This window comes from Lachnoclostridium sp. Marseille-P6806 (assembly GCF_900625025.1).
In the GTDB taxonomy this organism is placed as follows: domain Bacteria; phylum Bacillota; class Clostridia; order Lachnospirales; family Lachnospiraceae; genus CAG-791.
On sequence record NZ_LR130580.1, the window covers coordinates 32210 to 56949 of the forward strand.

Below are 24740 nucleotides of genomic sequence, written 5' to 3' on the forward strand. Positions count from 1 at the left end.
TCTCCGGCAGCGGTCACCGGCCGACCCCATCCAGATTCAGCGAAGCTGTCGTGCTAAAGCCACCGGCTCTCCCGAGCGGATTATCGCTCTGCGGGATGGAACCGGTTGCTGTCTCGGCAATCCCCGACTCCCTGCCGTCTCCGTTCTCGCCAAGGCTGATGGCGCCGGTAAGCTGCTGCTCCTCGGGGCGGAGCGCCTCGCGGTTTCCTGCAAGCTGCTCCACATACTGCTCCACCATCCGGGAGAACTGTCCGTAGGCCGCGTTGGTCTGCTCCTGACACCGCTTTGTCTGCTGTTCAAGCGTGGAGAGCATATTGTCCATATACTGTACCGCCGCAAGGCGATAGTTGTTCGCGTCGATGATCGCCTGATCCGTCGTCTCCTGCGCATTCTGCGCCGCCTGCGCCATGATCTGGTTCGCTCTGGCGTAAGCCTGCTTCATGACCTCCTGATCCGTCACCATCTGATTGGTGCGCGCCTGCGCCTCGTCAATGAGCTGCTGCGCCCGGCGCTGCGCCTCGTCCATGATCTTATCCCGGTCGTTGACGACACGCTGATACTTGGCCAGCTCCTCCGGCGTGGAATCTCTCAGATCCTGAAGCATGTCGAGAAGCTCCTCCCGGTTGACCCGTATCTCCGCTGAGGAAAAGGTCACATACTTTGCTTGATCCACATAGGCAATGATCTCATCTATCTGACGTTCGATTTTGTTAGCCATGCTGCTCCTCCATCTCCGGCCGGACCGATCCGGACCGATATCTGGCGTAGACCCTCTCCGCAATCTCCGGAGGGACACAGGGACCGATATCACCGCCGAAAGAAGCGATTTCCTTGACGCTCGAGGAACTCAGATACGCATATTCCAGACTGGTTGTAAGAAAAATCGTATCCAGCCTCCCCTTTGAAAGGAGACGGTTCGTCTGCGCGATCTGGAGCTCGTATTCAAAATCCGTTACGGCCCGAAGCCCGCGGACGCTCACGTGAACATCTTTTTCCCGCGCGTAATCGACAAGAAGTCCCTGAAAGGATTCCACCGCGACATTGGGAATATCTTTCGTCACATCCCGTAGCATTTTAACACGTTCCTCCACGGAAAACAACGGAGTCTTGGCCGTGTTGTCAAGCACGCTGACGATCAGCTCGTCAAACATGTCCGCCGCCCTGCGGATGATATCAATGTGGCCGAACGTCACCGGATCAAAGCTGCCGGGATAAATTGCCGCTTTCATCGTGCCTCTCCTTTCATGCCGCTTACCACTGCTTCCGGATAAACACATGTTGGTTCGTCTTGTATTTTTTTTCACGGACCACCGAGAGGCCAAGCTCCCCGACGTAGGAGAAATCCGCATCCAGCGCGGCCTCCACGATGATGAGCGTGTCCTCCGTGACATAGGAGGCGCCGGAAAGAGGCCCCAGCGCCCGCCGCGTGATGTCCGAGACATAGGGCGGATCGAGATAGATCACATCGACTGCCTTTTCATGAATATTTCCGATGGAATTCAGTACATCCTGCTTCATCAGCGTCGCCCGGTCTTCAAATTTCGTCTTGTGAAGATTGGCTTGAATACAGGCTGCCGCCTCCCGGTTGTTTTCCACAAAATAGCAGTGCTTCGCGCCGCGGCTCAGCGCTTCGATTCCGATGCCGCCGCTCCCCGCGCACAGATCGGCGAACACCGCGCCCGGAACCTCGAGCTGAATGATATTGAACAGCGTCTCCTTGATCCGATCCTGCGTCGGCCGTGTGATCTCCTCGCCCTCCGGCGAAATCAGCGGTATGCTCCGCGCAGAGCCCGCAATTACTCTCATGCCCGCACCTTTGTTCCCTTTCCGTCTCTTGACGCCAGCTTCAGATGATTCAGCGCCAGTTCTCTCTCCCTGTACCGGATCACAGAGCTTTCCAGATTATTGGTAAAATACACGGCCTCGATCTCGTCCCCGTCGCCGAGCTTCATACCGCGCGCGCCGACGGCGCCCTTTTTCTTCTCCGGGATCTGCTCCACAGGGAATTTCAGGAAAAGCCCTTTCTCCGTCTGAAGAACGATATTCTGCTGATTCGAATAAATCTCGATTCTTGCGACGCGGTCTCCCTCCCGCAGATTGGTGGCCGCCACCGTCATTCTGCGGACGTCGAACTCTCCTCCCGGAACGATCTTGACCATGGCCTGTCTCGTCACAAAAATCAGGCGGTACAGGTTCATCTCCGACTGCCCTGTCACAAAGACAAGCTGCTCTTTAGAGGAATCAAAATTACTGACATTGTCAATCGGAACGCCTTTATCGCGCAGCTTTCCGAGCGGAAGATCACAGACCTTGGCCGTGTGAAGCTGACCGTCCTCCGTAAACAGACAGATTCTTCCATCGCTCCGGCAGCGGAAGCAGCAGCGGTTCTCCGCCTCGATCGTCTCGCGGTTTCTCTCATAGGTCCCCGTATCCACGGTTCTGGCATAGCCGAAGCGGTCCATCAGAAACCACACATCCTCCGCCGGCTGCTCCTTTTTCACAAATACAGCCTGTGTTTTCTGCGTAATCTCCGTGCGGCGCTCCCGGGCATAGGCTCTGCGAAGCTGCGCGAGCTCTTTCTGAATTACCATGGTCATGGATTCCCGCTGCTCCAGAATATCCTCGTAGCGGTAAATATTCGCCACCGTCTGCTCATGCTCCTCGATCAGTGCGTTCAGTTCGAGGCCGATCAGCTTGTAAAGGCGCATATCGAGGATGGCGTCCGCCTGTGCCTCTGTAAACAGAAGCTGCTGCGCCATGACCCTTGATTCCTTTGACTTGAACGCGACGCCCTCCGTCTCGCCCAGTGTAAGGCAGCGCTTTGCCATCGGACGATCCTTGGAGCCACGCAGAATCTCAATGATCAGATCGATCACATTGCAGGCCTTGATGAGGCCCTCCTGAATCTCACGCTTCTTCTGCTCTCTCTCAAGCAGATTCGTATATTTACGCCTCTGCGTCTCAAACTGAAACTCGACGGAGGCCTGCAGAATCGATCGCAGGTTCATCGTCTCCGGCCGGCCCCTGTGAATCGCCAGCATATTGACGCCGAACGTATCCTCCAGCCGGGTCTTGGTGTAGAGAAGATTCTTGAAGTTCTCCACATCCGTGTCCTTTTTGAGCTCGATGACGATGCGTATGCCCTCCTTGGAGGACTGGTTCGTGATATCGATGATATCGCCGGTCACCCTGCTCTCCGATAGCTCCGCCACATCCTGCAGGAATTTGCCGATTCCGGCCCCGACCATGGGATAGGGAATCTCCGTAATCACAAGCCGGATATGGCCGTTCTTTCCCTTTTCCTCCGTCACGCGGCCGCGAACTCGTATCTTCCCCGTCCCGGTCTCATAAATTTCCGCCAGATCATCCTCGTTGACGATGATGCCGCCGGTGGGAAAGTCCGGCCCCTTGATGTACTTCATCAGTTCGGCGGTCGTGATATCCGGGTTCTCCAGATACGCGTTTTCCGCATCGATCACCTCCCCGAGATTATGGGGCGGCGTACTGGTCGCCATGCCGACCGCAATGCCCTCGGAGCCGTTGACCAGAAAATTCGGAATCCGGACCGGCAGGACGGACGGTTCTTTTTCCGTCTCATCGAAATTCGGGACAAAGTCTACGACATCCTTGTCGAGATCCGCGAGAAACGCTTCTTCGGTGATCTTCTGCAGGCGTGCCTCCGTGTAGCGCATCGCGGCCGCCCCGTCGCCCTCGATGTTGCCGAAATTACCGTGCCCGTCAACCAGAGGGAGACCCTTTTTGAAATCCTGCGCCATCACGACCAGACAGTCGTAGATCGAGCTGTCGCCGTGCGGATGATATTTACCCATGGTGTCGCCGACAATACGGGCGCTCTTGCGGTATGGCTTGTCCGAGCGTATTCCCAGCTCGCTCATGTCATACAGTGTGCGCCGCTGCACAGGTTTCAATCCGTCCCGGATATCCGGGAGAGCCCTTGCCACGATGACGCTCATGGCATAATCAATATAGGATTTCTGCATCAGCTCCGAATACTCGCTTCGGATAATTCGTTCTTTAACCGGCATCGATCTGTCTACTCCAACTCTTTATGCGTCCACGGCCGCGTCTGTCGCGTGACTGTGAATGAATTTCTTTCTCGGCGGAACATCATTTCCCATGAGAAGCTCCGTCATCTCCGAGGCCATGCGGGCGTCGTCAATTTCAATCCGGCGCATGCAGCGGCGCTCGGGATCAAGCGTCGTCTCCCAGAGCTGCTCCGCATCCATCTCGCCCAGCCCCTTGTAGCGCTGCAGCGTGAAGCGGCTGTCCTTATGGGCCGCCCGGTATTTCTCGAGAGCCTCATCGTCGTAGAGATATTCCTCTTTCCCCTTGCCCTGCGGCATGACCTTGTAGAGAGGAGGCATCGCAACGTAAACATGTCCCTCGAAAATCAGCTCCGGCATGAAGCGGTAAAAAAGAGTCATCAGAAGCGTGGAAATATGGGCGCCGTCCACATCAGCATCCGCCATAATGATGATTTTGTCGTAGCGGAGCCTGCTGATGTCGAAATCGTTCCCGTAGCCCTCCGAAAAGCCGCAGCCGAACGCATTGATCATGGTCTTGATTTCGGCATTGGCGAGCACCTTGTCAATACTGGCCTTTTCGACGTTGAGAATCTTGCCCCGTATCGGCAGAATCGCCTGATACATGCGGTCTCTTGCCGTCTTGGCGCTCCCGCCGGCCGAATCTCCCTCCACGATGAAGATTTCACATTTTGACGGATCGCGGCTCTCACAGTTCGCCAGCTTTCCGTTGGAATCAAAGGAGAACTTCTGCTTTGTCAGAAGGTTTGTCCTTGCCTTTTCCTCATTTTTCCGGATCTTTGCCGCTTTTTCCGCGCAGCCGATGATTGCCCGCAGCGTGTCTAGATTCCGGTCGAAGTAGCGGACGATCTCGTCCCCCGTCACCTTGGAGACCACGCGCGCCGCATCCTGATTGTCAAGTTTGGTCTTGGTCTGTCCCTCGAAGCGGGGATCGGGATGTTTAATCGAGACAACCGCCGTCATGCCGTTGCGGATATCGGTCCCGGTAAAGTTCGCGTCCTTGTCCTTGAGTATGTTCAGTTCCCGGGCATAGTTGTTGATCACCTGCGTAAACTGGGTCTTGAAGCCGGTCAGATGCGATCCGCCTTCGGCATTATAGATGTCGTTGCAGAAGCCCAGCACCTCCTCATGAAACTCATTGACGTACTGGAGCGCCACCTCAACCTGAATGTCCTCACTCTCGCCCCGGAAATAAATGACATCAGTCACTGCTTCGTTGTTCTTGTTGATCTCCCGGACAAAGCCGCTGATTCCCTCCGGCTCGTGGAAGCTCAGCTCCTCCTCCGTGCCCTCACGCCGGTCGGCATACACGATGGTCAGATTCGGGTTCAGATATGCCGTCTCGTGGAGATGGCTCTTGATATCGTCCTCCTTAAAGCGCGTCTTCTCGAAAATATCCGCGTCGGGGAGGAAATTGATCGTCGTCCCGGTCTCTCTGGTCTTCCCGATGATCGGAAGCAATCCATCCGTCAGCTCCTGCGTCGGAACGCCGCGTTCATAGCAGTCGCGATAGACAAAGCCGCCGCTGCAAACCGTTATGGTCAGATACGCAGACAGCGCATTGACGACCGAAGAGCCGACGCCATGGAGTCCGCCGCTCGTTTTATAGGATTTATTGTCGAATTTTCCGCCCGCGTGGAGCGTCGTCAGCACAATGCGCTCCGCACTTACGCCTTTTTCATGCATGCCGACCGGAATGCCGCGCCCGTTGTCCTCCACCGTGCAGGAGCCGTCCTTCTCGAGCGTGACGCGTATTGTGTCACAGTACCCGGCCAGATGTTCATCAACGGAATTATCCACGATCTCATAGATCAGATGATTGAGTCCGCGCGTCGAGGTGCTGCCGATATACATCCCGGGACGCATGCGGACGGCTTCCAGTCCCTCCAGCACCTTAATGCTTTCTGCGTTATAACTGCTGTCAACCTTTGCTGCCAAAATCCACCCCCGTCTGTCCGTCAGATTTCAAGCTTTTTAGAACATGCTATCGCCAGTGCGCCGGGGCCGATGTGGCAGCTTACGCTGAGCGAAAGCGCATCCTTTTCGACGTGGAAATTCGGGAAAAACTCCTGCACCTGCGCCGCCCATTCCTCCTCGAGCTCAGGCACATTGGCATGCACCGCGTACAGATGCACCGTCTCCTCCGCAGTGCCGCCGTACAGCTTCTCGATATCGTTCTTCATTGCGCTCAGCATGGTACTCCTGCCCTGCGCTGTCGTCCTCGCCTTGGAAAACGCGTCAAGACGTTCCCCCTTGATCTGCAGTACCGGGCGGATCCGCAGAAGCGAGCCGATCGCCGCGGCCGCTGGTGTGATCCGGCCTCCTTTTTTCAGGTATTTCAGCGTGTCCAGCATAATATAGATACTGCTGTCAAAGCGGACATCCTCCAGAATCTGCCGTATCTCAGCCGCTCTCTTTCCCATCGCGGCAAGCTGCATCGCATCGAACACCGAGGCTTTCTGCGTGACGGAAATACGCTGATTATTGACCACCTGTACTTTGCCGTCGTAATCGCTCGAGAGCATGCGCGCGCTCTGGCAGGAGCCGGAGAGCCCCGAGCTCATCGGAATATAGACAACCTCGTCGCACTCCTCAAGCGCCGCGTCCCAGACCTTAAGCACCTCATTCGGCGCCGGCTGGCTGGTCATGATCTGCTCCTCCGTCTCAAGCCGCTCAAAAAATTCGGCCCTGCTCAGATTGATATCTTCATAATATGTGGTATCGTCCCTGCCAAACATAAACGGCATGGGAACCACGCGGATACCAAGCTCTTCGGCCTGCTTCTGCGTAATACCGCTGTTGCTGTCCGTAATGACCTGTACTCGTGCCATAAGCTGATCTCCTGTAATTTCCGCATAAAAATACAAATATCAGTATGCCGTCAGATACTCCGAAAGTCAATGGATTTCGCCCGATCGCGCAGGAGACGCCGCCGGATCCCGGTGTTTTTCTCCTCTTTCAGCTCCGGATCGGCTCCAAGAACCGCCTCGGCCAGCTCGGCCGCCTGCCTGAGAACATCCTGATCCGCATAAATATCGGCGCTCTCGAAGCCCAGCTCGCCGCTTTGCCGGATGCCGAAGACATCCCCGGGGCCGCGCAGCCGCAGATCCTCCTCCGCAATATAAAAGCCGTCGGTAGAATGCTCCAGAATTTCGAGGCGCTTCGGCTTTTCCCCCGTGCCGCTGTACAGAAAAATGCAGTAGGACTGCTCTGCCCCCCGCCCGACGCGGCCCCGGAGCTGATGGAGCTGCGAGAGGCCGAAGCGCTCCGCATTTTCCACCAGCATCACCGTCGCGTTCGGCACATTGACTCCAACCTCCACAACCGTCGTGGAAACGAGGACATCGATTCGCTGCTCCGCAAAATCCTCCATGATCCGCTCTTTCTCCAACGGCTTCATCTTTCCGTGCAGCGACCCGACGGAAATTTCCTCAGGCAGCGCCTCTCGCAGCGCCGGCGCATAGTCCTCCACATTCGCGACGTGATCCAGTTCTCCCGCCTCGATGGCCGGGCAGATCACGTAGGCCTGCCTCCCCTCTCTTACCTGCGCGGCGATGAAGCGGTACGCCTTTCCCCGCCAGCGTTCATCCACCACCGAGTTTTTAACCGGGAGACGCCCGTCCGGCTTCTCGCGGAGCACGGACACCCGCAGATCGCCGTACAGAATAAGAGCCAGCGTGCGGGGAATGGGCGTCGCGCTCATCACAAGAATGGGAACCTCCTCCCCTTTTCCCGCAAGATTCTCCCGCTGCCGCACGCCGAAGCGGTGCTGCTCATCCGTCACCACCAGACCAAGGTCCCGGTAAACCAGCTTTTCCTGTATCAGCGCATGTGTCCCGACAATCACACCCGCCGCACCCGACGCGATGTCCTCATAGGCCCGGCGGCGGGCCGTCCCCTTGACAGAGCCCGTAAGGAGCACCGGATGAAACGGAATGCCGTATGCCTCCGCCATGGCCTCCATGCCGCGCATATGCTGCCGTGCGAGCACCTCCGTGGGAACCATAAGTGCCCCCTGCCTGCCGTTTGAAGCCGTAAGGAGAAGCGCAAGGAACGCAAGAATCGTCTTTCCCGAGCCGACGTCCCCCTGCAGCAGCCGGTTCATGACATGACCGCCGCACAGATCGTCACGGATCTCCCGCCACGCCTGCCTCTGCCCCGCCGTCAGCGCATAGGGAAGCCGCTCGATGAGGCGCTCCGGCTCCGCCGTTTCGAGCATCGGCCGGCGGTTCGCGAGCTCCTCCCGCTGTCCGCGCGCCCCGTAAACCGCAAGAAGAAAAAAGAAAAATTCATCGAACGCGAGCCGTCTGTGCGCCGCGGCGGCCTCCGCAGCCGCCACAGGAAAATGAATGGCCCGGAGCGCCTCCGTCTCCTCCATGAGCGCAAGCCGCGTCCGCTCCTCCTCCGAAAGATAATCCGCCTCCCAACCCTCCTCCCCGATCCGTTCCAGAATGCGGGAGACCGCGCGCATGATCTGTCCGTTCTTCAATCCCTGCACAAGACCGTAGCGGGGCTGCATGGATCCGGAGAGCGCCACATAGTCCTCCGGCCTGTAAATCTGCGGCTGCTCCATGTATCGGTTCCCGTTCCGGCTCTGCTTCAGAATGCCGCGGAAGATGCGGATCATGCCGGCTGAAAGCGTCCTGCGAAGATACGGCTGGTTGAAATAACTGAGACGGATTTCCTCCTCTCCGTCCCCCGCCCGGAAATAACACACCGAACGCCCCCCTGCATGAAAGCTCGAGCCGCCCTGCCGTATCGTCAGCTTCACCGCGCAGAGTTGTCCGGTCACACATTCCGAAAGGGGTTTCGGATCTTCAAAAAAATCGTAGCTTCGCGGATAATGGCGGAGCAACTCACCCGCCGTGTTCCAGCCGCCGGAGGCAAAAAGCTCCGCCGTCCTTGCGCCGACGCCTTTCAGCTCTGCGAGCGGCGTGTCCGGCGCAATCGCCCCCGCTGTTCCTTTTTTACTCTTTTTTTCTCCCGTCATGCGCCGCCCCTTTTCCTGCCGGAACCGACCGCAGAAGTCGTGCCGCCTACCCGCCCGATGTTCAACGGCGGGCAAAAGCAAACATATGTTCTGACCCGCATTGTAGCACAGCGCACCGTCCGGCGGCAAGTTCTCCGGCAGGCGGACTTATACCATAGCGCGAAGCGCTCCCGCCTCTTCGTTCCCGGCGCGCCTCCGCTTTCCGCGGAAATATCCGGAAAACAAAAGACCGCAGGATATGTAACAGGATGAGCACGTTTTGCCATTCAGCGCGCCCCGAAGCGCATGTAATATAGAGACAGGCGGGATAACCGCCTGCGTACCGAGGCGTCAGAAAACGAAATATACGGGAATGAATCAGTTTTGCGAACAGCTCTATTCTTATTTTTCCCTGTATTTCTGCGGTTTCTCGCGTTTATTCCGGCCGGATGCGCCTGCCGTTTGCTTTCTTCCGCACTTGTTTTATGCTTTCGCAGGCGGTTGACAGCCTGCCTCTTTTCCTCCATGGAGGAATGCACATACATATTCAGGGTGACGGTGGGATTTGAATGCCCGAGCAGCTCGCTCAGCGTCTTGAGATCGCAGCCCGTCATCAGGCAGTTCGTCGCAAAGCTGTGCCGCATGGAATGGACATTGATATCCGGGATCCCGCATTTTACAAGCCATGTCTTGAAGCTCTGCTCATAGCTGCGGGGAAAGACAAAGCGGTCCGTGCGCCCGTTCAGAAAATATGCGGCATCGCTCCGCACCGTTTCATGCAGTATCCGCAGCTGCGCCCAGATGAAATCCGGCAGCGGAACCTCCCGGTAAGAGCTCTCGGTCTTCGGCGGGCCGATCACACAGCGCGCCCTGCGGCAGTCTGCATCCGCCGGCACGCGCTTCACGGTCTTGCAGACATAAAGGCTTCCGCGGCAGAGGCTGATATCGCTCCACTGAAGCGCGCAGAGCTCGCCTATCCGCAGGCCCAGATACAGCGAAAGCACCACGCCGTATTCGCGGGCTCTTCCTGACGCCTCGCAGAATGCGACGATCGACGCGACATGCCGGGCTTCAAAGCAGCGTCCCCGGGATCTGTGCGCCCCGTGCACGCGGTAATGCAACGGGATATCCGCGATATTCTCTTCTTTCATAAAATGCAGAATCTGCCGGAGTATGGTCACGATATGCCCCAGTGTAGAGGGGGAAAGTCCGGGCTCACCATGCTCTTTTGCAAGGGCATCAAGCGCACGGATGAGCGCCGCTTCGTCCAGCTCCGAGAGCGGAAGCGGCCCCATGGCGCGATAAAAATACCGCATGACCACACTGTGATACTCATAGTAGGTCGACCCGGATACCCTTGTCTGAATAAACAGAAGCCACCGATCCATGATTTCCGAAAAATACATATCCATCGCTGCTTTTCCACCCTCCTGCATCGCCCTGTGCTCAGGGAGATCAACAAGATGTGTTTTCGGGAACATTTCCCGTATATTGGTTAAACAGCCGAGGTCCAGAATCGGTGAATATGAGGTAAAAATCAATTATTTTTGCCGATTTTTTGATTTTTTATTGCACAAATTGCGGTCAGTGCGTATGATAAATGGCAGAATCATCCTGAAACGTTTCACATTCCGCATCTTGCACCGCTCTGATATACGCAAAACTGATTCAATGTAGCGTATCTCAATATAAACCCATCGCTTGCTGATCCATGATGAAAAGGAGAGCTGCCATGTACGAAAGAGCAGAAACCCGCAGACCGATCGGCGCCGATCTGGCCCGCTATGTGATGCACCCCGTCTTTCACGTCATCCTGCGAAAGGCGGCCCGTGATGCACAGAACGGAGCCGTCCGCCGGCTGGACGACGCCGTCCGTGATTTCAGCGCCGAGTGCAGCCCGCAGGCAGACAAGACGCCGGTCTTCCCTCCAGCCGTCACAAATTACCGCCCTCCGGTCTGTATCACGGCTTTCGCGGAGGAAATCCATATGCGGAATCTCTGGCACATCAAAAAGAGCTGCTTTTCCTCTCCCGCCGCTATGGTCTCTCATTTTTACGAGGAGGCGAGGCTCCGCATCCGGAAAGGACAGTTCTTCCGCATACCGCTCGAACCGGCGGAAGAGGGCGTCCATATCGCGCTGATTGCCGACGACTGCTGTCTCCTCTGCCGCTTTCACTGGAAAAGCAGAACATACACCGTGCTGTGCGCTCTTCCCGCTCCGGAATTCATCCGGCTTCCGGAATACTGAGCGAACGCTACACCGCAATATGCAGAACGTGCGTAGCGATGGTGAAATAAATCGTCAGAGAAACTGCATCCACGATCGTCGTCAGCAGAGGACTTGCCATGACCGCCGGGTCGAAGCCGATCCGTTTCGCCAGCATGGGGAGCATGCAGCCGATGCTCTTGGCTACAAAAATAACAAACACCAGCGTGACGCAGACAATCGCCGCCAGCTCCACGCCGATCCGGTCCACCGCGAGGAGCTTCAGAAAGTTGACCGCCGCCATGGACGCGCCGCACATCAGCGCTACCCGCGACTCTTTCCACAGCACGCGGAAGAAATTCTTGAACTCGATTTCATGCAGAGACATTCCGCGGATGATGGAGACGCTCGCCTGCGAGCCTGCATTTCCGCCGGAATCCATCAGCATCGGAATATAAGCCGTCAGAATCACGTACGAAGCGAGCGCACTCTCATAGCGCGTGATGATCTGCCCCGTAAAAGTCGCGGAAATCATGAGGAACAGGAGCCACGGCATCCGCTTTGCGTAGGTTTCCCAGACGCTCACGCGGAAATACGGCTTCTCGGTCGGAATGATCGCGGCCATCTTCTCAATATCTTCCGTCGCCTCCTCGTCGATGATGTCGACGACGTCGTCGATCGTGATGATGCCAACCATCCGCCTTTCATTGTCCACAACCGGCATCGCGGTGAAATCGTACTTCTTGAATACTTGCGCCGCTTCTTCCTGATCGGTCATCGTATTGATGCTGATCACGTTTTCGTTCATGAAATCGCCGATCAGATCATCCTTGTCGCGGATCAGAAGGTAACGCAGCGCGACCGTGCCGCAGAGCACGCGCTGCTTGTCAAGAACATAGCAGATATTGACGGTCTCCGAGTCGAGCCCGATCCTGCGGATGCGGCCGATCGCATCCTCTACCGTCATTTCCTCTTTGAGGTCCACATATTCGACCGTCATGATGCTGCCGGCCGAATACTCCGGATAACGCATCAGGCGATTGATATCCGCGCGGGTCTCCGGCTTGGCGTTGCTCAGAATCCGCTTCACGACGTTGGCCGGCATTTCCTCCAGAAGATCCGTCGCGTCGTCGGCCATCAGATTGTCTATGACGCTGGACGCCTCTTTCTCCGACAGCGCCGTGATAATATACTGCTGCCCCTCCAGCTGAAGCTGGGCAAACACGTCCGCCGCCATATCCTTGGGCAGCAGACGGAACATCTTAAGCGAATCCTCGTCCTCCATCTCGTCCATGATCGCCGCAATATCCGCATCGTTCATGTCCTCCAGAGTCTGACGAAGCCTTGTGTACTGCTTGCTGTCGAGAAGCTCTCTCAGCTCCTCGGGCGTGTTTTTCTCTTCCTCCATGGAAGCGCTCCTCTCTCTGATGTGGTTTTCATGCTGCGGCACAATCGCGGCAGAGGGTTATCGCTGCTGTGCATGCCCGTACTTTCCATAAAAACCACCTCCTTTCACGCTTCCGGCCCGCGTTCTGCATCTCTCCGCACAAACGCAATTTTCAACTTACCTTACCCCACGGAAAATTCATTGTCAATGGAAAAAAAGCCGCTTTCCTCCACCGCAATCTCCGCCTTTCCCGCGGTGAGCTCCTCCAGCTCTCTTCTCCGTTTCTCCGTTTCGGCACAGGGAACGGTAAGGCGCAGCGATATCTGCTCGGCATACACCGGCTCCTCAAAAGACAGCCTCTCCCGCGACAGCCAGAAAAGGATGCGGTCAAGCTGGCGGTAGCCGATACGGAGCCCGAGCACATCGCAGGCGCACATTCTGACAATCTGCGCCTGCGCAAGAGCCGCCTTTGCCGCCGCGGTATAGGCGCGCATCAGCCCGCCGGTTCCAAGGAGCGTCCCTCCGAAATAGCGCGTCACAATCACCATGCAGTCCGTCAGATCGTTTCCTTTCAGGAGTTCGAGCATCGGGTTCCCCGCTGTCCCGGAGGGCTCCCCGTCGTCTGACGCGCGCTCGGTGCGGGGTGCCCCGCCCGTGCCGGTGATCCATGCCGAGCAGTGATGCTTTGCATCATAATAGCGTTTCTTCTCCTCTGCGAGCGCGACAGACACCTCCTCTTCGCAGCTCACATGCAGGGCTCTGGCCAGAAAACGGGACTTTTTTTCCGCATACGCCCCCGTTCCTTCCGCGCCGATTGTCCGATAGTCTCTGCGCTGCTCCTCCCGCAGCGCCCCGTCCTGTTTTTCCGCCATACATTTTCCTCTGCTGTTTTATGATATAATGAGCTGTACATATTTGCACCAAACGAACCGAATCTTCGTTTCCGAAAGGATATAACCACAGTATATATGAACTACGGCAAATCGAGTATCGAGAAAACAAAAAAGGAGCTGGCCTCCCGCTCCCGCAAGCGTTCCCGTAAGATAGCGCTCAGCGTGGTGCAGCTCCTCCTCATCAGCCTCGGAGCGGCCGCCGTCATGGTTCTCGCCATCGGCGTTGGCGCTTTCCGGGCCATTATCGACACCGCTCCGGACATCGGCAATATCGACGTGACGCCCAGCGGCTTTTCCACCTTTGTCTATGACAGCGAGGGCAATCAGACCGCCAAGCTGGTCTCCACCGACTCGAACCGCATTCCCGTCACCATGGATATGGTTCCCAAGGATCTGTGCAATGCCTTTGTCGCCATCGAGGATGAACGCTTCTATGAACACCGCGGCGTCGACATTCAGGGCATTCTCCGCGCCGGCGTCAAGGGACTGACCTCCGGGAATTTTTCCGAGGGAGCCTCCACAATCACGCAGCAGCTTCTCAAAAACAACGTGTTCACCAGCTGGACGAGCGAAACCTTTGCGGAGAGCGTCCGCCGCAAGATTCAGGAGCAGTATCTTGCCATCGAGCTTGAGAAAAAGATGAGCAAGGCCGATATTCTGCTCAATTATATGAACACCATCAACTTAGGGCACAGCACGCTCGGCATTCAGGCTGCCTCTCTCCGGTATTTCGGCAAATCCGTCAGCGAGCTTTCTCTTTCGGAATCCGCCGTCATTGCCGGCATCACGCAGAACCCCACCCGCTACGATCCGATTGTCTACCCTGAAAAAAACGCCGAACGGCGCGCAATGGTTCTCGGCAGCATGCTGAAGCTCGGCTTCATCACCGACGAAGAATACCGCAAGGCCTCGGATGACAACGTATACGACCGCATTCAGATCGTCGACGTCGAGACGGATGACACCGAGGTGAACTCCTACTTTGTCGACGCCTTGACCAACCAGATTCTGGAGGATCTGATGGCGGCGGGCTATACCGAAACGCAGGCTTATACACTCCTCTATTCCGGAGGACTCAACATCTACTCCACGCAGGATCCCGCCATACAGGCAATCTGCGATGAAGTGACCTCCAATCCGGAAAATTACCCCGAGGGCACCCGTTATCTCATGAGCTATCAGCTCACCGTCCGGTCTGCAGACGGCGAGATCACCAATTACAGTTCGGAAATGTTCGAGGACTGGCTCCGGCAGAACAACATCAGCCGAAGCCTCCTTTTCCCTGATGAAAGCTCCGCCGACGAGGCCGCCGCACAGTTCCGCGAGGCCGTTGTCGGGGACGGCGAGGTGCAGGGCGAATCCCGATCTCTCACGCCCCAGCCGCAGATTTCTCTGACCATCGAAGACCAGCACACCGGAGCCGTCGTCGCCATGGTCGGCGGGCGCGGCGCGAAGCTGGCCAACCGCACCCTGAACCGCGCGACCGACACGATGCGGCAGCCCGGTTCTACGTTCAAGGTAGTCTCCACCTATGCCCCCGCTCTCGACAGCGCCGGCATGACGCTGGCCACTACGCAGGACGACGCGCCGTTTTCCTACGACAACGGAACGCCGGTGCGCAACTGGTACGGCGAAGCCTACCGCGGACTTTCCTCTCTTCGCGTCGGAATCCAGAATTCCATGAACATCGTCGCCGTCAAAACGCTCAAGGAGATCACGCCGCAGCTCGGCATCGACTATCTCAAAAACTTAGGCATCACCACGCTCGTAGAGGGTGAAACCATCAACGGCGTGTATTATTCGGACAACAATCTGTCGCTCTCCCTCGGCGGCATCACGAACGGCGTAAAGAATATCGAGCTGAACGGCGCCTACGCCACCATCGCAAACGGCGGCATATATATCAAGCCGAAGCTCTACATAAAAATCACGGATCACGACGGCAAGGTGATTCTTGACAATACGGAGGGCGAGACCCGCCGCGTTCTTAAGGAGACAACGGCATGGCTCCTCACCTCCGCCATGGAGGACGTCGTCACAAAAGGTACCGGAACCCGCGTCAATTTCGGGACGACCGCCATCGCGGGCAAGACCGGAACCACCTCCGACTACAATGACGTATGGTTCTGCGGCTACACCGATTATTATACCGCCTCCTGCTGGGCCGGCTTTGACGACAACACCAAGCTCAGCTCCTCCACTGAAAAGGCGCTTGCCCAGACGATCTGGAAAAACTGCATGGCACAGATTCACGCAGAATTACCCGCGCGGCAGTTTGCGATGCCGGAGGGCATTGTGCGGCAGACCATCTGCACCGCCTCGGGGCTTCTCCCCGTGGCCGGCCTGTGCGACGCTACGCTCGGACAGGAATATTTTGACAAGGACACTCTGCCCACACAGACATGCAACATTCACTATCAGGGAATGATCTGCGAATATTCCGGTCTCCCCGCGGCCGACGGCTGTCCTTTCGCCGTGCAGGGCGTTCTCAGCGTCCCGCCCGAGTCCGTCGGGCAGCGCTGTGAGCATACAGCGGCCTTTATGGCGACCCCCGAGGGGCAGGCCACCGCCGCACAGCAGCAGCAGGAGCTCAGCCAGCGACATCTGGCAGCCTCCATAGGCGATGCCAACGCCCGACTTCAGGCCGCGGCGGATGCGCTCGCTCAGGCACAGTCTGCGCTGGTCGCCGCGCAGCAGGGAGGGGACGCCGCTGCGATCTCCGCCGCGCAGCAGCAGGTGCAGACCGCCGCAGAGGCCTATAACGCCGCTGCCGCCGTTCAGGCGGCCGCAGCTGCAGCAGCGGCTGCCTCCGGCGGTTCTGCTGTTCCCGGACAGTAATCAAAACAAGCCAGATAAAAAGGAGGAATCGGTGAAAAAGGGCCGAATACCGGAAATCACATTCATTGATTTCATCCACGGGCGCTGTAAATCCTTTTTTTCCTCACAAAATATTCATAATAGATCCAGAACGCAGCCGACGAGACCAGCCATGAGAACGGATAGCTGTACAAAATGGTGTGAAGCCCCTGCCATCGCGGCACCACGGTGTAAATCCAGACGATACGCAGCAGGCAGACGCCCCCTATGGTAATGATCGTCGGTATGACCACCGCGCCCATCCCCTGCAGCGAGCTGGACAGAATCTCAATGCTGATGTACGCGATCAGCATCGGCGCCATGAATTCAATGACCTCTCTCCCGATCTCCATGACGGCGGGATCGCCGGTAAACAGGTGGAGAAACGGTTCTTTCTGCGTCAGAAATACGGCAATCATGAAAAATGTAAAGCCTGCGGAGATCACCATCCCCTCTCTCACACATCTTCTGACCCGGTCATATCTTCCCGCCCCGTAGTTCTGTCCGATAAAAGTCGTGACTGCAATGCCCAGTGAATTGATGATCATCCAGTAGATCGCATCGATTCTTTCCCAGACCGTCCACGCTGCAACCGTATCCGTGCCGAATCCGTTGATGCAGCGCTGAATCAGAACATTGGAAAAGCTGTACATCAGCGACCGCAGCGCCGCCGGAACGCCGATCCGGAAAATTCTTATGAAATATTCTCTCTCCACGCGGATTCTGCGCAGCTCCAGACGGTAAATTTCCTTTGAACGGATCATGTAAAAAAGCGTTGCCGCGGCGCTCACATACTGGGACAGTATCGTCGCCAGAGCGACACCCCACACACCCATATGGAAAATCATGACGGTCACCAGATCAAGAATGATGTTCGCCAGGGCTCCCGCCACCAGAAAGCAGAACGGCGCTTTGGAATTTCCTGCCCCGCGAAGAATGGATGCGCCGAAATTGTAGATCATATTGCCGAGCATTCCGCAGGCATAAATCCGCATATACAGGAGGGAAAGGCCGGCGATGTCCTCCGGCGTCCCCATGGCGCGGAGCATGGTTTCCGAAAAGAGAAGAAGCGTCACATTCAGCACCACGCCCCCGATCAGCGCAAGCGCCATTGATGTGTGCACGGCCCGGTGCACCTCTTCTCTCCGTCCGGCTCCGACAAACTGAGCCACAACGACCGATGAGCCGGCGGAAATTCCCACAAAAAGCCCAACAAACAGACTGATCAGAATCCCGGTAGAGCCTCCCACCGCGGAGAGCGCCTCTTTTCCGACAAAACGCCCGACCACGATCGCATCGACCGTATTATAAAGTATCTGAAAGAACGTTCCTCCCAGAAGCGGAAAGAAAAACAGCAGAAGCTGCTTCCAGATCGTTCCTGTTATGATGGCGTTCTTTTCCTGCGCTGTCTCCGTCATATTCACCCCCGTGCCGCACCCGCTGCGTTCGGCACGTGCAAGATCATAGCATGTTTTCCGGGCTTTGCGTCATCACATTTCATTTCTTTTTTATAAATAAATCACAAATTGGAAACACAACTCCGAAAAAACTGCGCTACAATCATCAGAAAGGAGTACGAAAATGAACGAAGTAAAGCCACCGAAAAAACCACTCATGTTTTATGCAACAATCGCGGCCATGCTCATTCTTGTCATGAATCTGTTCATGCTTCCCCGGGTCCGCAAAATGACTGTGCAGGATGTGGACTACGCCACATTCATGTCCATGACGGAAAACCGGCAGATCGGAAGCGTGCAGATAGACGGCGATGAAATCCTGTTTACCAACGCCGATGACACCCGCCTCTACCGCACCGGCGCCATTGAGGATCCGGAGCTGGTCGAGCGGCTGTACGCCTCCGGCGCACATTTTTCAAGCAAAATATACGAGGATGTCTCGCCGATCGTGACGTTTCTCTTCTCATGGATTCTGCCGATCCTTATTTTCTGGCTGCTCGGCCGCTGGCTCTCCAACCGCCTGATGAGCCGGGAGGGCGGCCCGAACTCACTGATGTTCGGAATGGGAAAGTCCAATGCCAAGATCTATGTGCATTCCTCTGACGGCATCCGCTTTGCGGATGTCGCCGGTGAGGAGGAGGCCAAGGAAAACCTGACGGAAATTGTGAACTACCTGAAAAACCCCTCCCAGTATCAGGAAATCGGCGCGCGCATGCCCAAGGGCATACTGCTTGTCGGCCCTCCCGGAACCGGCAAAACCATGCTGGCCAAGGCCGTAGCCGGCGAGGCTGCCGTCCCGTTCTTTTCCATGTCCGGCTCGGAGTTTGTCGAAATGTTCGTGGGCATGGGCGCTTCCAAGGTCCGCGACCTGTTCCGGCAGGCCAAGGAGAAAGCCCCCTGCATCGTCTTCATTGATGAAATCGACGCCATCGGCAAAAAGAGAGACGGCGGCGCATTCGGAGGAAACGACGAGCGTGAACAGACGCTGAACCAGCTTCTGACAGAAATGGACGGCTTTGAGAGCAACAACGGTGTGATCATTCTTGCCGCCACCAACCGTCCGGAATCTCTGGATCCCGCGCTGACCCGTCCGGGCCGCTTCGACCGCCGGGTTCCCGTCGAGCTCCCGGATCTGCAGGGACGGATTGATATCCTGAAAGTCCACGCAAAGAAAATCCGCATCTCTGACGACATCGACTTTGAAAAAGTCGCCCGCATGGCCTCCGGCGCGTCCGGCGCGGAGCTCGCCAACATCGTCAACGAGGCTGCCCTGCGCGCCGTTCGAAGCGGAAGACGCTTTGCAAACGAAGCGGATATGGAAGACAGCATCGAGGTCGTCATCGCCGGATACCAGAAGAAAAATGCGATACTCACCGATAAGGAAAAATGGACGGTCGCCTACCATGAAATCGGTCACGCGCTGGTCGCAGCGATGCAAACCGACTCGGCCCCCGTCACCAAGATCACCATCATCCCCCGCACCAGCGGTGCTCTGGGCTATACCATGCAGGTGGATGAGGGCAACCATTATCTGATGAGCCGGGAGGAGCTGGAAAACAAGATCGCAACGCTCACGGGAGGAAGAGCCGCCGAGGAGCTGGTCTTCGGCACAATTACCACCGGAGCCTCCAACGATATCGAGCAGGCCACAAGAATCGCCCGCTCCATGATCACGCGCTACGGCATGAGCAAAAACTTCGACATGATGGCACTGGAGACGGTGAATAATCAGTATCTAGGCGGAGATACCACCCTCGTCTGCGGCGCGGAAACCGTCAACGAGGTCGACAGACAGGTCGAGACGCTGATCCGGCGGCAGCATGGAAAGGCGACGGAGCTTCTGACAAGGAACCGCGCAAAGCTTGACGAGCTTGCAAAGCATCTCTATTCCCGTGAGACCATCACCGGCGAAGAATTCATGAAGATTCTGAACCGCCATGAAGAGGGCAAATCGGAGAACGCTTCTCCCGACGCAGCTACAGCGTCCTGAGCCGCAGCGAAGAAAAACCGGCAGACTGTCCGCTTTCAGACAGCCGCCGGTTTTCTTCTGCTTTTATGAATACTCCCTTTATAAATACTTATGGTGCGATCACAGATTGCCGTTCTTCTTTTTTAATTCCTCCATCGACGTGACCAGAATCTGTCCCTTTCCGTCCAGAAGATTATCGGGAAGAAAGAGGCGCTCGCTGGTATCCAGACCCTCGAATGCAATGTCCATCAGCTCGCCGATCTCCCGCTCCGGCCATGCCGCCGCCTGATCGTAGATGTCGGAAATGCTGGGGAGCACAGACTCCCCTCTCACCTCATATTCACGAATCGTCGGTCCCTCGCTGTAATCGTACATCACGACCGGCGTTCCGTCTTTTTCAAGAAACGCGTGAATCATAACGAGGAGACGGTTTTCCCCCCTCATCTTCGCGGCGATTTCCCGGATCTCTTCTTTCGTAATCTGCACAATCTCCGTCTTCTGCATATTCAGACCTTTTCCTCCTGCTTCTCCGCCGCAGCCTTTTTCTTCGCCTCTGCCGCCGCTTTCATCGCAGCAAGCTGCTCCGGCGTAAATTTGGGAGCGGCAGGCTTCTTTTTCTGAAAGCTCCCCGTCACGAGAAAGTCCTTGGGATCGCTGCTGACCATCATATAATCATCCGTCATAACAATGGAATGCTGCGAGCAGAAATCCGCACACATGCCGCAGAATGTGCAGCTTGTCATATCAAAGGTGAACGTGATCTCCTGCGTCTCCCCGTCGATCTCCCGGATGGTGCGGGTCATGCACTGCGGGGCACACACCCGGATGCACATTCCGCAGTTAACACACTTTGTCGGGTCATAGGAAAGCCGCCCCCGATAGCACTCTGCCGCTTTCGGCGCCGCGCTGCCGGGAAATCGTTCCGTCGCCGGTTTTTTGAACAGATTTCTGATCGCCTCACCAAAATAAGGTAACATAAGCGTACATCCTCCGCCATCGTCAGCCGTGCATCCGGCTGCGTTTTTTCTCAAGAAGCTCCGCCGCCTGTGCCAGCGCCGCAATGATCGCTTCCGGCTTCGGCGTGCAGCCGCCCACCGATACATCCACATGCGTCCACTTCTCCAGCGGTCCGTCGATCGCATAGCTCCCTTTGAATACATTCCCGGAACGGGGGCAGGAGCCCAGACTCACCACACAGAACGGTTCCGGCACCTGTGCCAGCGTTCTGACCAGCCTTTCACGGCTCTGCATCGTGATCGGTCCGCTGACCACCACAATATCCGCCTGCCTCGGCGAGCCGGTGAGCCGGAATCCGAAGCGCTCCGCGTCGTAGCGCGGCGTGAGAACAGAAACCAGCTCGATATCGCACCCGTTGCACGAGCCCGCATTGATATGAAAGATCCACGGGCTTTTCTTCATACTGCTGTCAATCCATTTCTGAAACATAGGAATCACCATGCCGAAGCACTTTGTGCGAGGCACGCGCCGTAAAATCCGCGCAGGCGGTTTTACGGCTGCGATCAGAGGCTATTTGGGCTTCGGCACAAATAGCAGTGTAAAAAATCAGCGCATCAGCATGATTTTTTACACTAACTCTCTTTTCTCTCCGTCAGAATCAGAGGCCGAACCAGACCAGCACAAGGCTGACCAGTGCAAGCCCTGTCACAACGGTCCAGTAAAAACGGAACAGCTGCTCTACGCGCAGGCGGGCACAGATTCCGTGCGGCAGCGCCATGCATAGGAACGTGAGCACAATGCAGACAGCCACCAGCAAAAGGACAGCGAGGCCATCGTTTCCTGCCGCCAGTCCTCCGAGGAACAGAGCGGCAAACAGAGCCGTCATGATAAACAGCCTTACGCAGTGCGTCAGCCGGTAAAACGCCAGAGGAAGCCCGCTGTATTCCGCCAGCAGTCCCTCGCAGATCTCCGTCTCGGCCTCGGCCACATCAAACGGATGGAGCCCTGCCTCACAGGAGATGACAAAGAGCATGGCGATCGCCGCGGGAATCATACTCCAATGAAACAGCACCGGTCCGTGAATCCTCTGCCACTCCGCAATGCTCTGCAGGGAAAAGGTCACGCCGCCCGTATCCGAGCCCGCGAGCTTCCCCACGGCAAGGAGAATCAGCACAAACGGCAGCTCATAGGAGATCATGGCAACCATCTCGCGCGAAACGCCCACCCCGGCAAAAGGGGAGCCCGTCGATGCCGCGCCGGCCATTGCCATGACGCTGCAGAATGTCAGGAGATACAGGACGACAATAACATCCGCCGTCCCGGAGAATACGGCCCTGCCGCCCATCGGGATGAAGAAGCCCGCCGTGCACAGTACGGCAAAGCCCAGCACCGGCGCACCGATATACACCGCCCTCCCGGCGTGCTCCGGCACGATCATCTCTTTCCCGAAGCATTTCAGGATATCGTACCACGGCTGAAGTACCGGCGGGCCCACACGGTTCTGCAGGCGGGCCACCAGCTTGCCGCCGAGACCCGTAAGGAGCACTCCCATTGCGGTCATAAACAGGAGACCGGGGAAAACAAGAATTTGAACTGCAAGCATCAGAAAATCCATGACTGCTATCTCCCGTCCGGCATCAGAGGCACAGCACCGCAAAGGCGAGCATAAAAGCGAGCGCCGCGATGCCGTATCTCGTATAATCGTTCACATTGCCGCTGTGCCATCGTCTCATATAAGAGAAGTAGCGGCGCAGGCTGTACTTGAAGCCCCAGAAGAGATCCGATCCGCCGACATGAGAAAACTCCGCCTTTTCTCCCGAGAAAAAGCTCTCATACTTCGGATCCGGAAGTCCCGCAAACAGCTTTTCGGAAGCCTGCCTGCGCTCCTCTGCATCGTCTGCCTGCACGGTCCGTCCAAAGGGCCGGCCGCCCAGCACCATCACAAAGCAGACCGCACAGGTCACCGTCAGCAAAAGCCACAGCCACGAAAGCGGCTCCCAGCAGCCGATCAGCGTCTCCGATGCTTTCGCCGCCTCCGGAATATGCGCTCCGGCCGCCGTTCCCACTCCGAACACCGCGTCAATATAGGCCGCCGGATTGCCGGCAGCCGCCGCAGCGGGCGCGAGCAGAATATTTCTCACCGCTCCGGGGAAAAGTCCCGTGATCACGCAGAGCGTTGCCAGAATCCACATGGGAACGCGCATGGCTGCGGACACGTCCCGCAGCTCCGCGTACTCCGGCCTGCACGGTCCGAAAAAGACGCTCTGTGTGACTTTCACAAAGGACGCCAGCGTGAGCACCGAGGAGAGCAGACAGAGGACAAGAACAAGAATAAACACGGGATTTCCGGATTCCTCCGCTTTCTCAAACACCGACTGATATATCATCCATTTGGAAGCAAAGCCATTGAACGGCGGCAGTCCGCTGATCGCCGCCGCGCCGATCAGAAACAGCAGAAACGTACGGGGCATTTTGCGCGCAAGACCGCCCAGCCGGTCGAGATCCAGCGTCCCTGCGGCGTGCTGCACCGCGCCCGCCGCAAGGAACAGCAGTCCCTTGAAGATGGTGTGGTTCATGGCATGAAAAAGTCCCGCCTCCAGACCGAAGAACGATCCAAGGCCGACAGCCGCAATCACATAGCCGATCTGCGAAATTGAATGAAACGCCAGCAAACGCTTAAAATTGTGCTGATTAAACGCCATGGTCACACAGATGAAGCAGCTCACCGCCCCGATCAGTGTAACCGCCGTCGAAACCGCCGGCAGGGACATATTCTGCCAGAGCACATAGCACAGACGGATGATTCCGTATACGCCGCACTTGGTGATCACGCCCGAAATGATCATGGAAATGGAGGCGGGAGCCACCGCATGGGCATCCGCCGCCAGAGGATGGAACGGGAACAGAAACGCCTTGGAGCCGAAGCCGACAAACAGGAACGCAAACGCGGCCGCCGTCGCCGGACTGTTCGCCTCCGGAAGCCGGAGCGCAAGCTGCGCCAGATTCAGCGTATGGAGCTGGGAATAAAGGATGGCAATCCCCACCAGCACCGCCGAGGAGCCGATGGAGCCGACGATCATATACTTTATCGCCCCCTCCAGCGCCCCGTCATAGTCAACGCGGAACGCCGTCAATGCGACGGCCGTCATGGTCATAATTTCGATCATGACAAAAATATTAAAGAGATCACCGCTCAGCACCAGACCGAGGAGCGAGCCTGCCAGCATCAGATATAACGTATAGTAATTCTCCGGCTGAGAATCCTGCGCCATATACGGAAAGGAATACAGCGCCGCGGTGAACACCGCCGCCGTGACGATCAGCGCGAAGAACAGGCTCAGCGCATCCGCCTCCAGACCGATGCCGATCGCCCACTGGCCGACCGGCTCCCAGCCTCCCATCCAGTACGTGATGATCCAGCCCTCCGACATGACGGGAGGGATCATCAGAATAACCAGTACAAGAGACACAAGCGACGAGACAAACACGATGCCTCTTCTAAGAAGCGCGCGCCGCTTCCCGACAAGCGCCGTCAGAAAAGCTCCCAGAAACAGTGATATGACGGCAAAAATCGGAAAATGCGCGACCGCGCCTCCGATCTGCCCGTAGATCATTTCCATCATCCCCGCAGCCTCCTGATCTCATCCGAATTTAATGTCCCGTATTTTTCTTTCAGACGGATAATCAGACTCAGCGTCATCGCCGTCGTACAGGCCCCGATCACAATCGAGGTAAGGGTCAGCGCCTGCGGCACCGGGTCAACGAAAAAGCTGGCCCTCGTCAGCTCCCCGATCGTAAAAATCGGAGCGGTTCCTCCGTCATGGAAGCCTACGGAGACAATGAGAAGATTCGCGCCGTAATCCGCGATTCCCATTCCGATACATATTTTGATCAGATTTTTCTTCACCGCCATGCAGTAGAAGCCGAGCGCAATCAGGGCAAAGGCAGCGATATAGTTGATCAGAATCATAATGTCCCCCCG

Annotated in this window: 20 protein-coding genes; 3 read left to right on the forward strand and 17 right to left on the reverse strand. The window is 56.9% G+C overall.

The annotated features are described in order from the left end of the window. Window positions 1-13 precede the first annotated feature (13 nt). From E0E20_RS08950 to E0E20_RS08985, 8 genes are all read right to left on the reverse strand, one after another. The gene (locus E0E20_RS08950) at window positions 14-718 is read right to left on the reverse strand and encodes an ATPase (RefSeq protein WP_130837871.1); all 705 of its coding nucleotides are present in this window, start codon (window positions 716-718) and stop codon (window positions 14-16) included. Beyond that, complete coding sequence (coaD, locus tag E0E20_RS08955; protein WP_130837872.1) at window positions 711-1229, reverse strand: pantetheine-phosphate adenylyltransferase; 519 nt, start codon at window positions 1227-1229, stop codon at window positions 711-713. The genes E0E20_RS08950 and coaD overlap by 8 nt, the downstream gene beginning before the upstream one ends. Window positions 1230-1251: 22 nt before the next feature. Then, complete coding sequence (rsmD, locus tag E0E20_RS08960; protein ID WP_130837873.1) at window positions 1252-1806, reverse strand: 16S rRNA (guanine(966)-N(2))-methyltransferase RsmD; 555 nt, start codon at window positions 1804-1806, stop codon at window positions 1252-1254. After that, window positions 1803-4046, reverse strand: a complete 2244-nt coding sequence (locus E0E20_RS08965; protein WP_130837874.1) for a DNA gyrase/topoisomerase IV subunit A — start codon at window positions 4044-4046, stop codon at window positions 1803-1805. Before E0E20_RS08965 ends, rsmD begins: the two co-directional genes overlap by 4 nt. 21 nt (window positions 4047-4067) lie before the next feature. Continuing rightward, on the reverse strand, window positions 4068-6002 hold the full coding sequence (locus E0E20_RS08970; protein ID WP_130837875.1) for a DNA gyrase/topoisomerase IV subunit B: 1935 nt from the start codon (window positions 6000-6002) through the stop codon (window positions 4068-4070). Window positions 6003-6022: 20 nt separating this feature from the next. Beyond that, window positions 6023-6895, reverse strand: coding sequence for a DegV family protein (locus E0E20_RS08975; protein ID WP_130837876.1), 873 nt, complete (start codon window positions 6893-6895; stop codon window positions 6023-6025). A gap of 50 nt (window positions 6896-6945) precedes the next feature. After that, on the reverse strand, window positions 6946-9054 hold the full coding sequence (gene recG, locus E0E20_RS08980; RefSeq protein ID WP_130837877.1) for an ATP-dependent DNA helicase RecG: 2109 nt from the start codon (window positions 9052-9054) through the stop codon (window positions 6946-6948). A 266-nt stretch (window positions 9055-9320) separates the two neighbouring features. Next, window positions 9321-10445, reverse strand: coding sequence for a tyrosine-type recombinase/integrase (locus tag E0E20_RS08985; RefSeq protein WP_165444048.1), 1125 nt, complete (start codon window positions 10443-10445; stop codon window positions 9321-9323). Between the two features lie 320 nt (window positions 10446-10765). On the opposite strand from E0E20_RS08985, the gene E0E20_RS08990 reads away from it, so the two are divergent. Next, window positions 10766-11281, forward strand: coding sequence for a hypothetical protein (locus E0E20_RS08990; protein WP_130837879.1), 516 nt, complete (start codon window positions 10766-10768; stop codon window positions 11279-11281). Between the two features lie 7 nt (window positions 11282-11288). Here E0E20_RS08990 and mgtE read toward each other — a convergent pair whose 3' ends face one another. Continuing rightward, window positions 11289-12647, reverse strand: coding sequence for a magnesium transporter (gene mgtE, locus E0E20_RS08995; RefSeq protein ID WP_130837880.1), 1359 nt, complete (start codon window positions 12645-12647; stop codon window positions 11289-11291). 161 nt (window positions 12648-12808) lie between these two features. Then, window positions 12809-13498, reverse strand: a complete 690-nt coding sequence (locus E0E20_RS09000) for an IMPACT family protein (protein WP_130837881.1) — start codon at window positions 13496-13498, stop codon at window positions 12809-12811. 96 nt (window positions 13499-13594) lie between these two features. On the opposite strand from E0E20_RS09000, the gene E0E20_RS09005 reads away from it, so the two are divergent. Beyond that, the gene (locus tag E0E20_RS09005; protein WP_130837882.1) at window positions 13595-16357 is read left to right on the forward strand and encodes a transglycosylase domain-containing protein; all 2763 of its coding nucleotides are present in this window, start codon (window positions 13595-13597) and stop codon (window positions 16355-16357) included. 71 nt (window positions 16358-16428) lie between these two features. Here E0E20_RS09005 and E0E20_RS09010 read toward each other — a convergent pair whose 3' ends face one another. Beyond that, window positions 16429-17793, reverse strand: coding sequence for an MATE family efflux transporter (locus E0E20_RS09010; protein ID WP_130837883.1), 1365 nt, complete (start codon window positions 17791-17793; stop codon window positions 16429-16431). 163 nt (window positions 17794-17956) lie between these two features. On the opposite strand from E0E20_RS09010, the gene ftsH reads away from it, so the two are divergent. After that, window positions 17957-19822: an ATP-dependent zinc metalloprotease FtsH gene (gene ftsH / locus E0E20_RS09015; protein ID WP_130837884.1), complete on the forward strand. Its 1866-nt coding sequence runs from the start codon at window positions 17957-17959 to the stop codon at window positions 19820-19822. A 99-nt stretch (window positions 19823-19921) separates the two neighbouring features. Here ftsH and E0E20_RS09020 read toward each other — a convergent pair whose 3' ends face one another. The 6 genes from E0E20_RS09020 to E0E20_RS09045 form a co-directional block, all read right to left on the reverse strand. Next, window positions 19922-20305 carry an NADH-quinone oxidoreductase subunit C gene (locus tag E0E20_RS09020; protein ID WP_130837885.1) on the reverse strand — a complete coding sequence of 128 codons (384 nt, stop codon included), beginning with the start codon at window positions 20303-20305 and terminating at the stop codon, window positions 19922-19924. Window positions 20306-20307: 2 nt separating this feature from the next. Beyond that, window positions 20308-20778: a 4Fe-4S binding protein gene (locus E0E20_RS09025; protein WP_130837886.1), complete on the reverse strand. Its 471-nt coding sequence runs from the start codon at window positions 20776-20778 to the stop codon at window positions 20308-20310. Between the two features lie 22 nt (window positions 20779-20800). Further along, window positions 20801-21247 (reverse strand): NADH-quinone oxidoreductase subunit B family protein, encoded by a 447-nt coding sequence (locus tag E0E20_RS09030; RefSeq protein WP_130837887.1) that lies wholly within the window; start codon window positions 21245-21247, stop codon window positions 20801-20803. 169 nt (window positions 21248-21416) lie between these two features. Continuing rightward, window positions 21417-22373, reverse strand: a complete 957-nt coding sequence (locus E0E20_RS09035; RefSeq protein ID WP_130837888.1) for a respiratory chain complex I subunit 1 family protein — start codon at window positions 22371-22373, stop codon at window positions 21417-21419. 22 nt (window positions 22374-22395) lie between these two features. Then, window positions 22396-24381 carry a proton-conducting transporter transmembrane domain-containing protein gene (locus E0E20_RS09040; protein ID WP_130837889.1) on the reverse strand — a complete coding sequence of 662 codons (1986 nt, stop codon included), beginning with the start codon at window positions 24379-24381 and terminating at the stop codon, window positions 22396-22398. Then, entirely contained in the window at window positions 24378-24728 is a 351-nt protein-coding gene (locus E0E20_RS09045; RefSeq protein WP_130837890.1) for a sodium:proton antiporter, read from the reverse strand. The genes E0E20_RS09040 and E0E20_RS09045 overlap by 4 nt, the downstream gene beginning before the upstream one ends. Window positions 24729-24740: the final 12 nt, after the last annotated feature.

Excerpts from the sequence above, each read along its gene's own strand:
- E0E20_RS08950 (WP_130837871.1), bottom strand. The coding sequence starts at position 718 with ATGGCTAACAAAATCGAACGTCAGATAGATGAGATCATTGCCTATGTG.
- coaD (WP_130837872.1), bottom strand. The coding sequence starts at position 1,229 with ATGAAAGCGGCAATTTATCCCGGCAGCTTTGATCCGGTGACGTTCGGC.
- rsmD (WP_130837873.1), bottom strand. The coding sequence starts at position 1,806 with ATGAGAGTAATTGCGGGCTCTGCGCGGAGCATACCGCTGATTTCGCCG.
- E0E20_RS08965 (WP_130837874.1), bottom strand. The coding sequence starts at position 4,046 with ATGCCGGTTAAAGAACGAATTATCCGAAGCGAGTATTCGGAGCTGATG.
- E0E20_RS08975 (WP_130837876.1), bottom strand. The coding sequence starts at position 6,895 with ATGGCACGAGTACAGGTCATTACGGACAGCAACAGCGGTATTACGCAG.
- recG (WP_130837877.1), bottom strand. The coding sequence starts at position 9,054 with ATGACGGGAGAAAAAAAGAGTAAAAAAGGAACAGCGGGGGCGATTGCG.
- E0E20_RS08985 (WP_165444048.1), bottom strand. The coding sequence starts at position 10,445 with ATGGATATGTATTTTTCGGAAATCATGGATCGGTGGCTTCTGTTTATT.
- E0E20_RS08990 (WP_130837879.1), top strand. The coding sequence starts at position 10,766 with ATGTACGAAAGAGCAGAAACCCGCAGACCGATCGGCGCCGATCTGGCC.
- mgtE (WP_130837880.1), bottom strand. The coding sequence starts at position 12,647 with ATGGAGGAAGAGAAAAACACGCCCGAGGAGCTGAGAGAGCTTCTCGAC.
- E0E20_RS09000 (WP_130837881.1), bottom strand. The coding sequence starts at position 13,498 with ATGGCGGAAAAACAGGACGGGGCGCTGCGGGAGGAGCAGCGCAGAGAC.
- E0E20_RS09005 (WP_130837882.1), top strand. The coding sequence starts at position 13,595 with ATGAACTACGGCAAATCGAGTATCGAGAAAACAAAAAAGGAGCTGGCC.
- E0E20_RS09010 (WP_130837883.1), bottom strand. The coding sequence starts at position 17,793 with ATGACGGAGACAGCGCAGGAAAAGAACGCCATCATAACAGGAACGATC.
- ftsH (WP_130837884.1), top strand. The coding sequence starts at position 17,957 with ATGAACGAAGTAAAGCCACCGAAAAAACCACTCATGTTTTATGCAACA.
- E0E20_RS09020 (WP_130837885.1), bottom strand. The coding sequence starts at position 20,305 with ATGCAGAAGACGGAGATTGTGCAGATTACGAAAGAAGAGATCCGGGAA.
- E0E20_RS09025 (WP_130837886.1), bottom strand. The coding sequence starts at position 20,778 with ATGTTACCTTATTTTGGTGAGGCGATCAGAAATCTGTTCAAAAAACCG.
- E0E20_RS09030 (WP_130837887.1), bottom strand. The coding sequence starts at position 21,247 with ATGTTTCAGAAATGGATTGACAGCAGTATGAAGAAAAGCCCGTGGATC.
- E0E20_RS09035 (WP_130837888.1), bottom strand. The coding sequence starts at position 22,373 with ATGGATTTTCTGATGCTTGCAGTTCAAATTCTTGTTTTCCCCGGTCTC.
- E0E20_RS09040 (WP_130837889.1), bottom strand. The coding sequence starts at position 24,381 with ATGATGGAAATGATCTACGGGCAGATCGGAGGCGCGGTCGCGCATTTT.
- E0E20_RS09045 (WP_130837890.1), bottom strand. The coding sequence starts at position 24,728 with ATGATTCTGATCAACTATATCGCTGCCTTTGCCCTGATTGCGCTCGGC.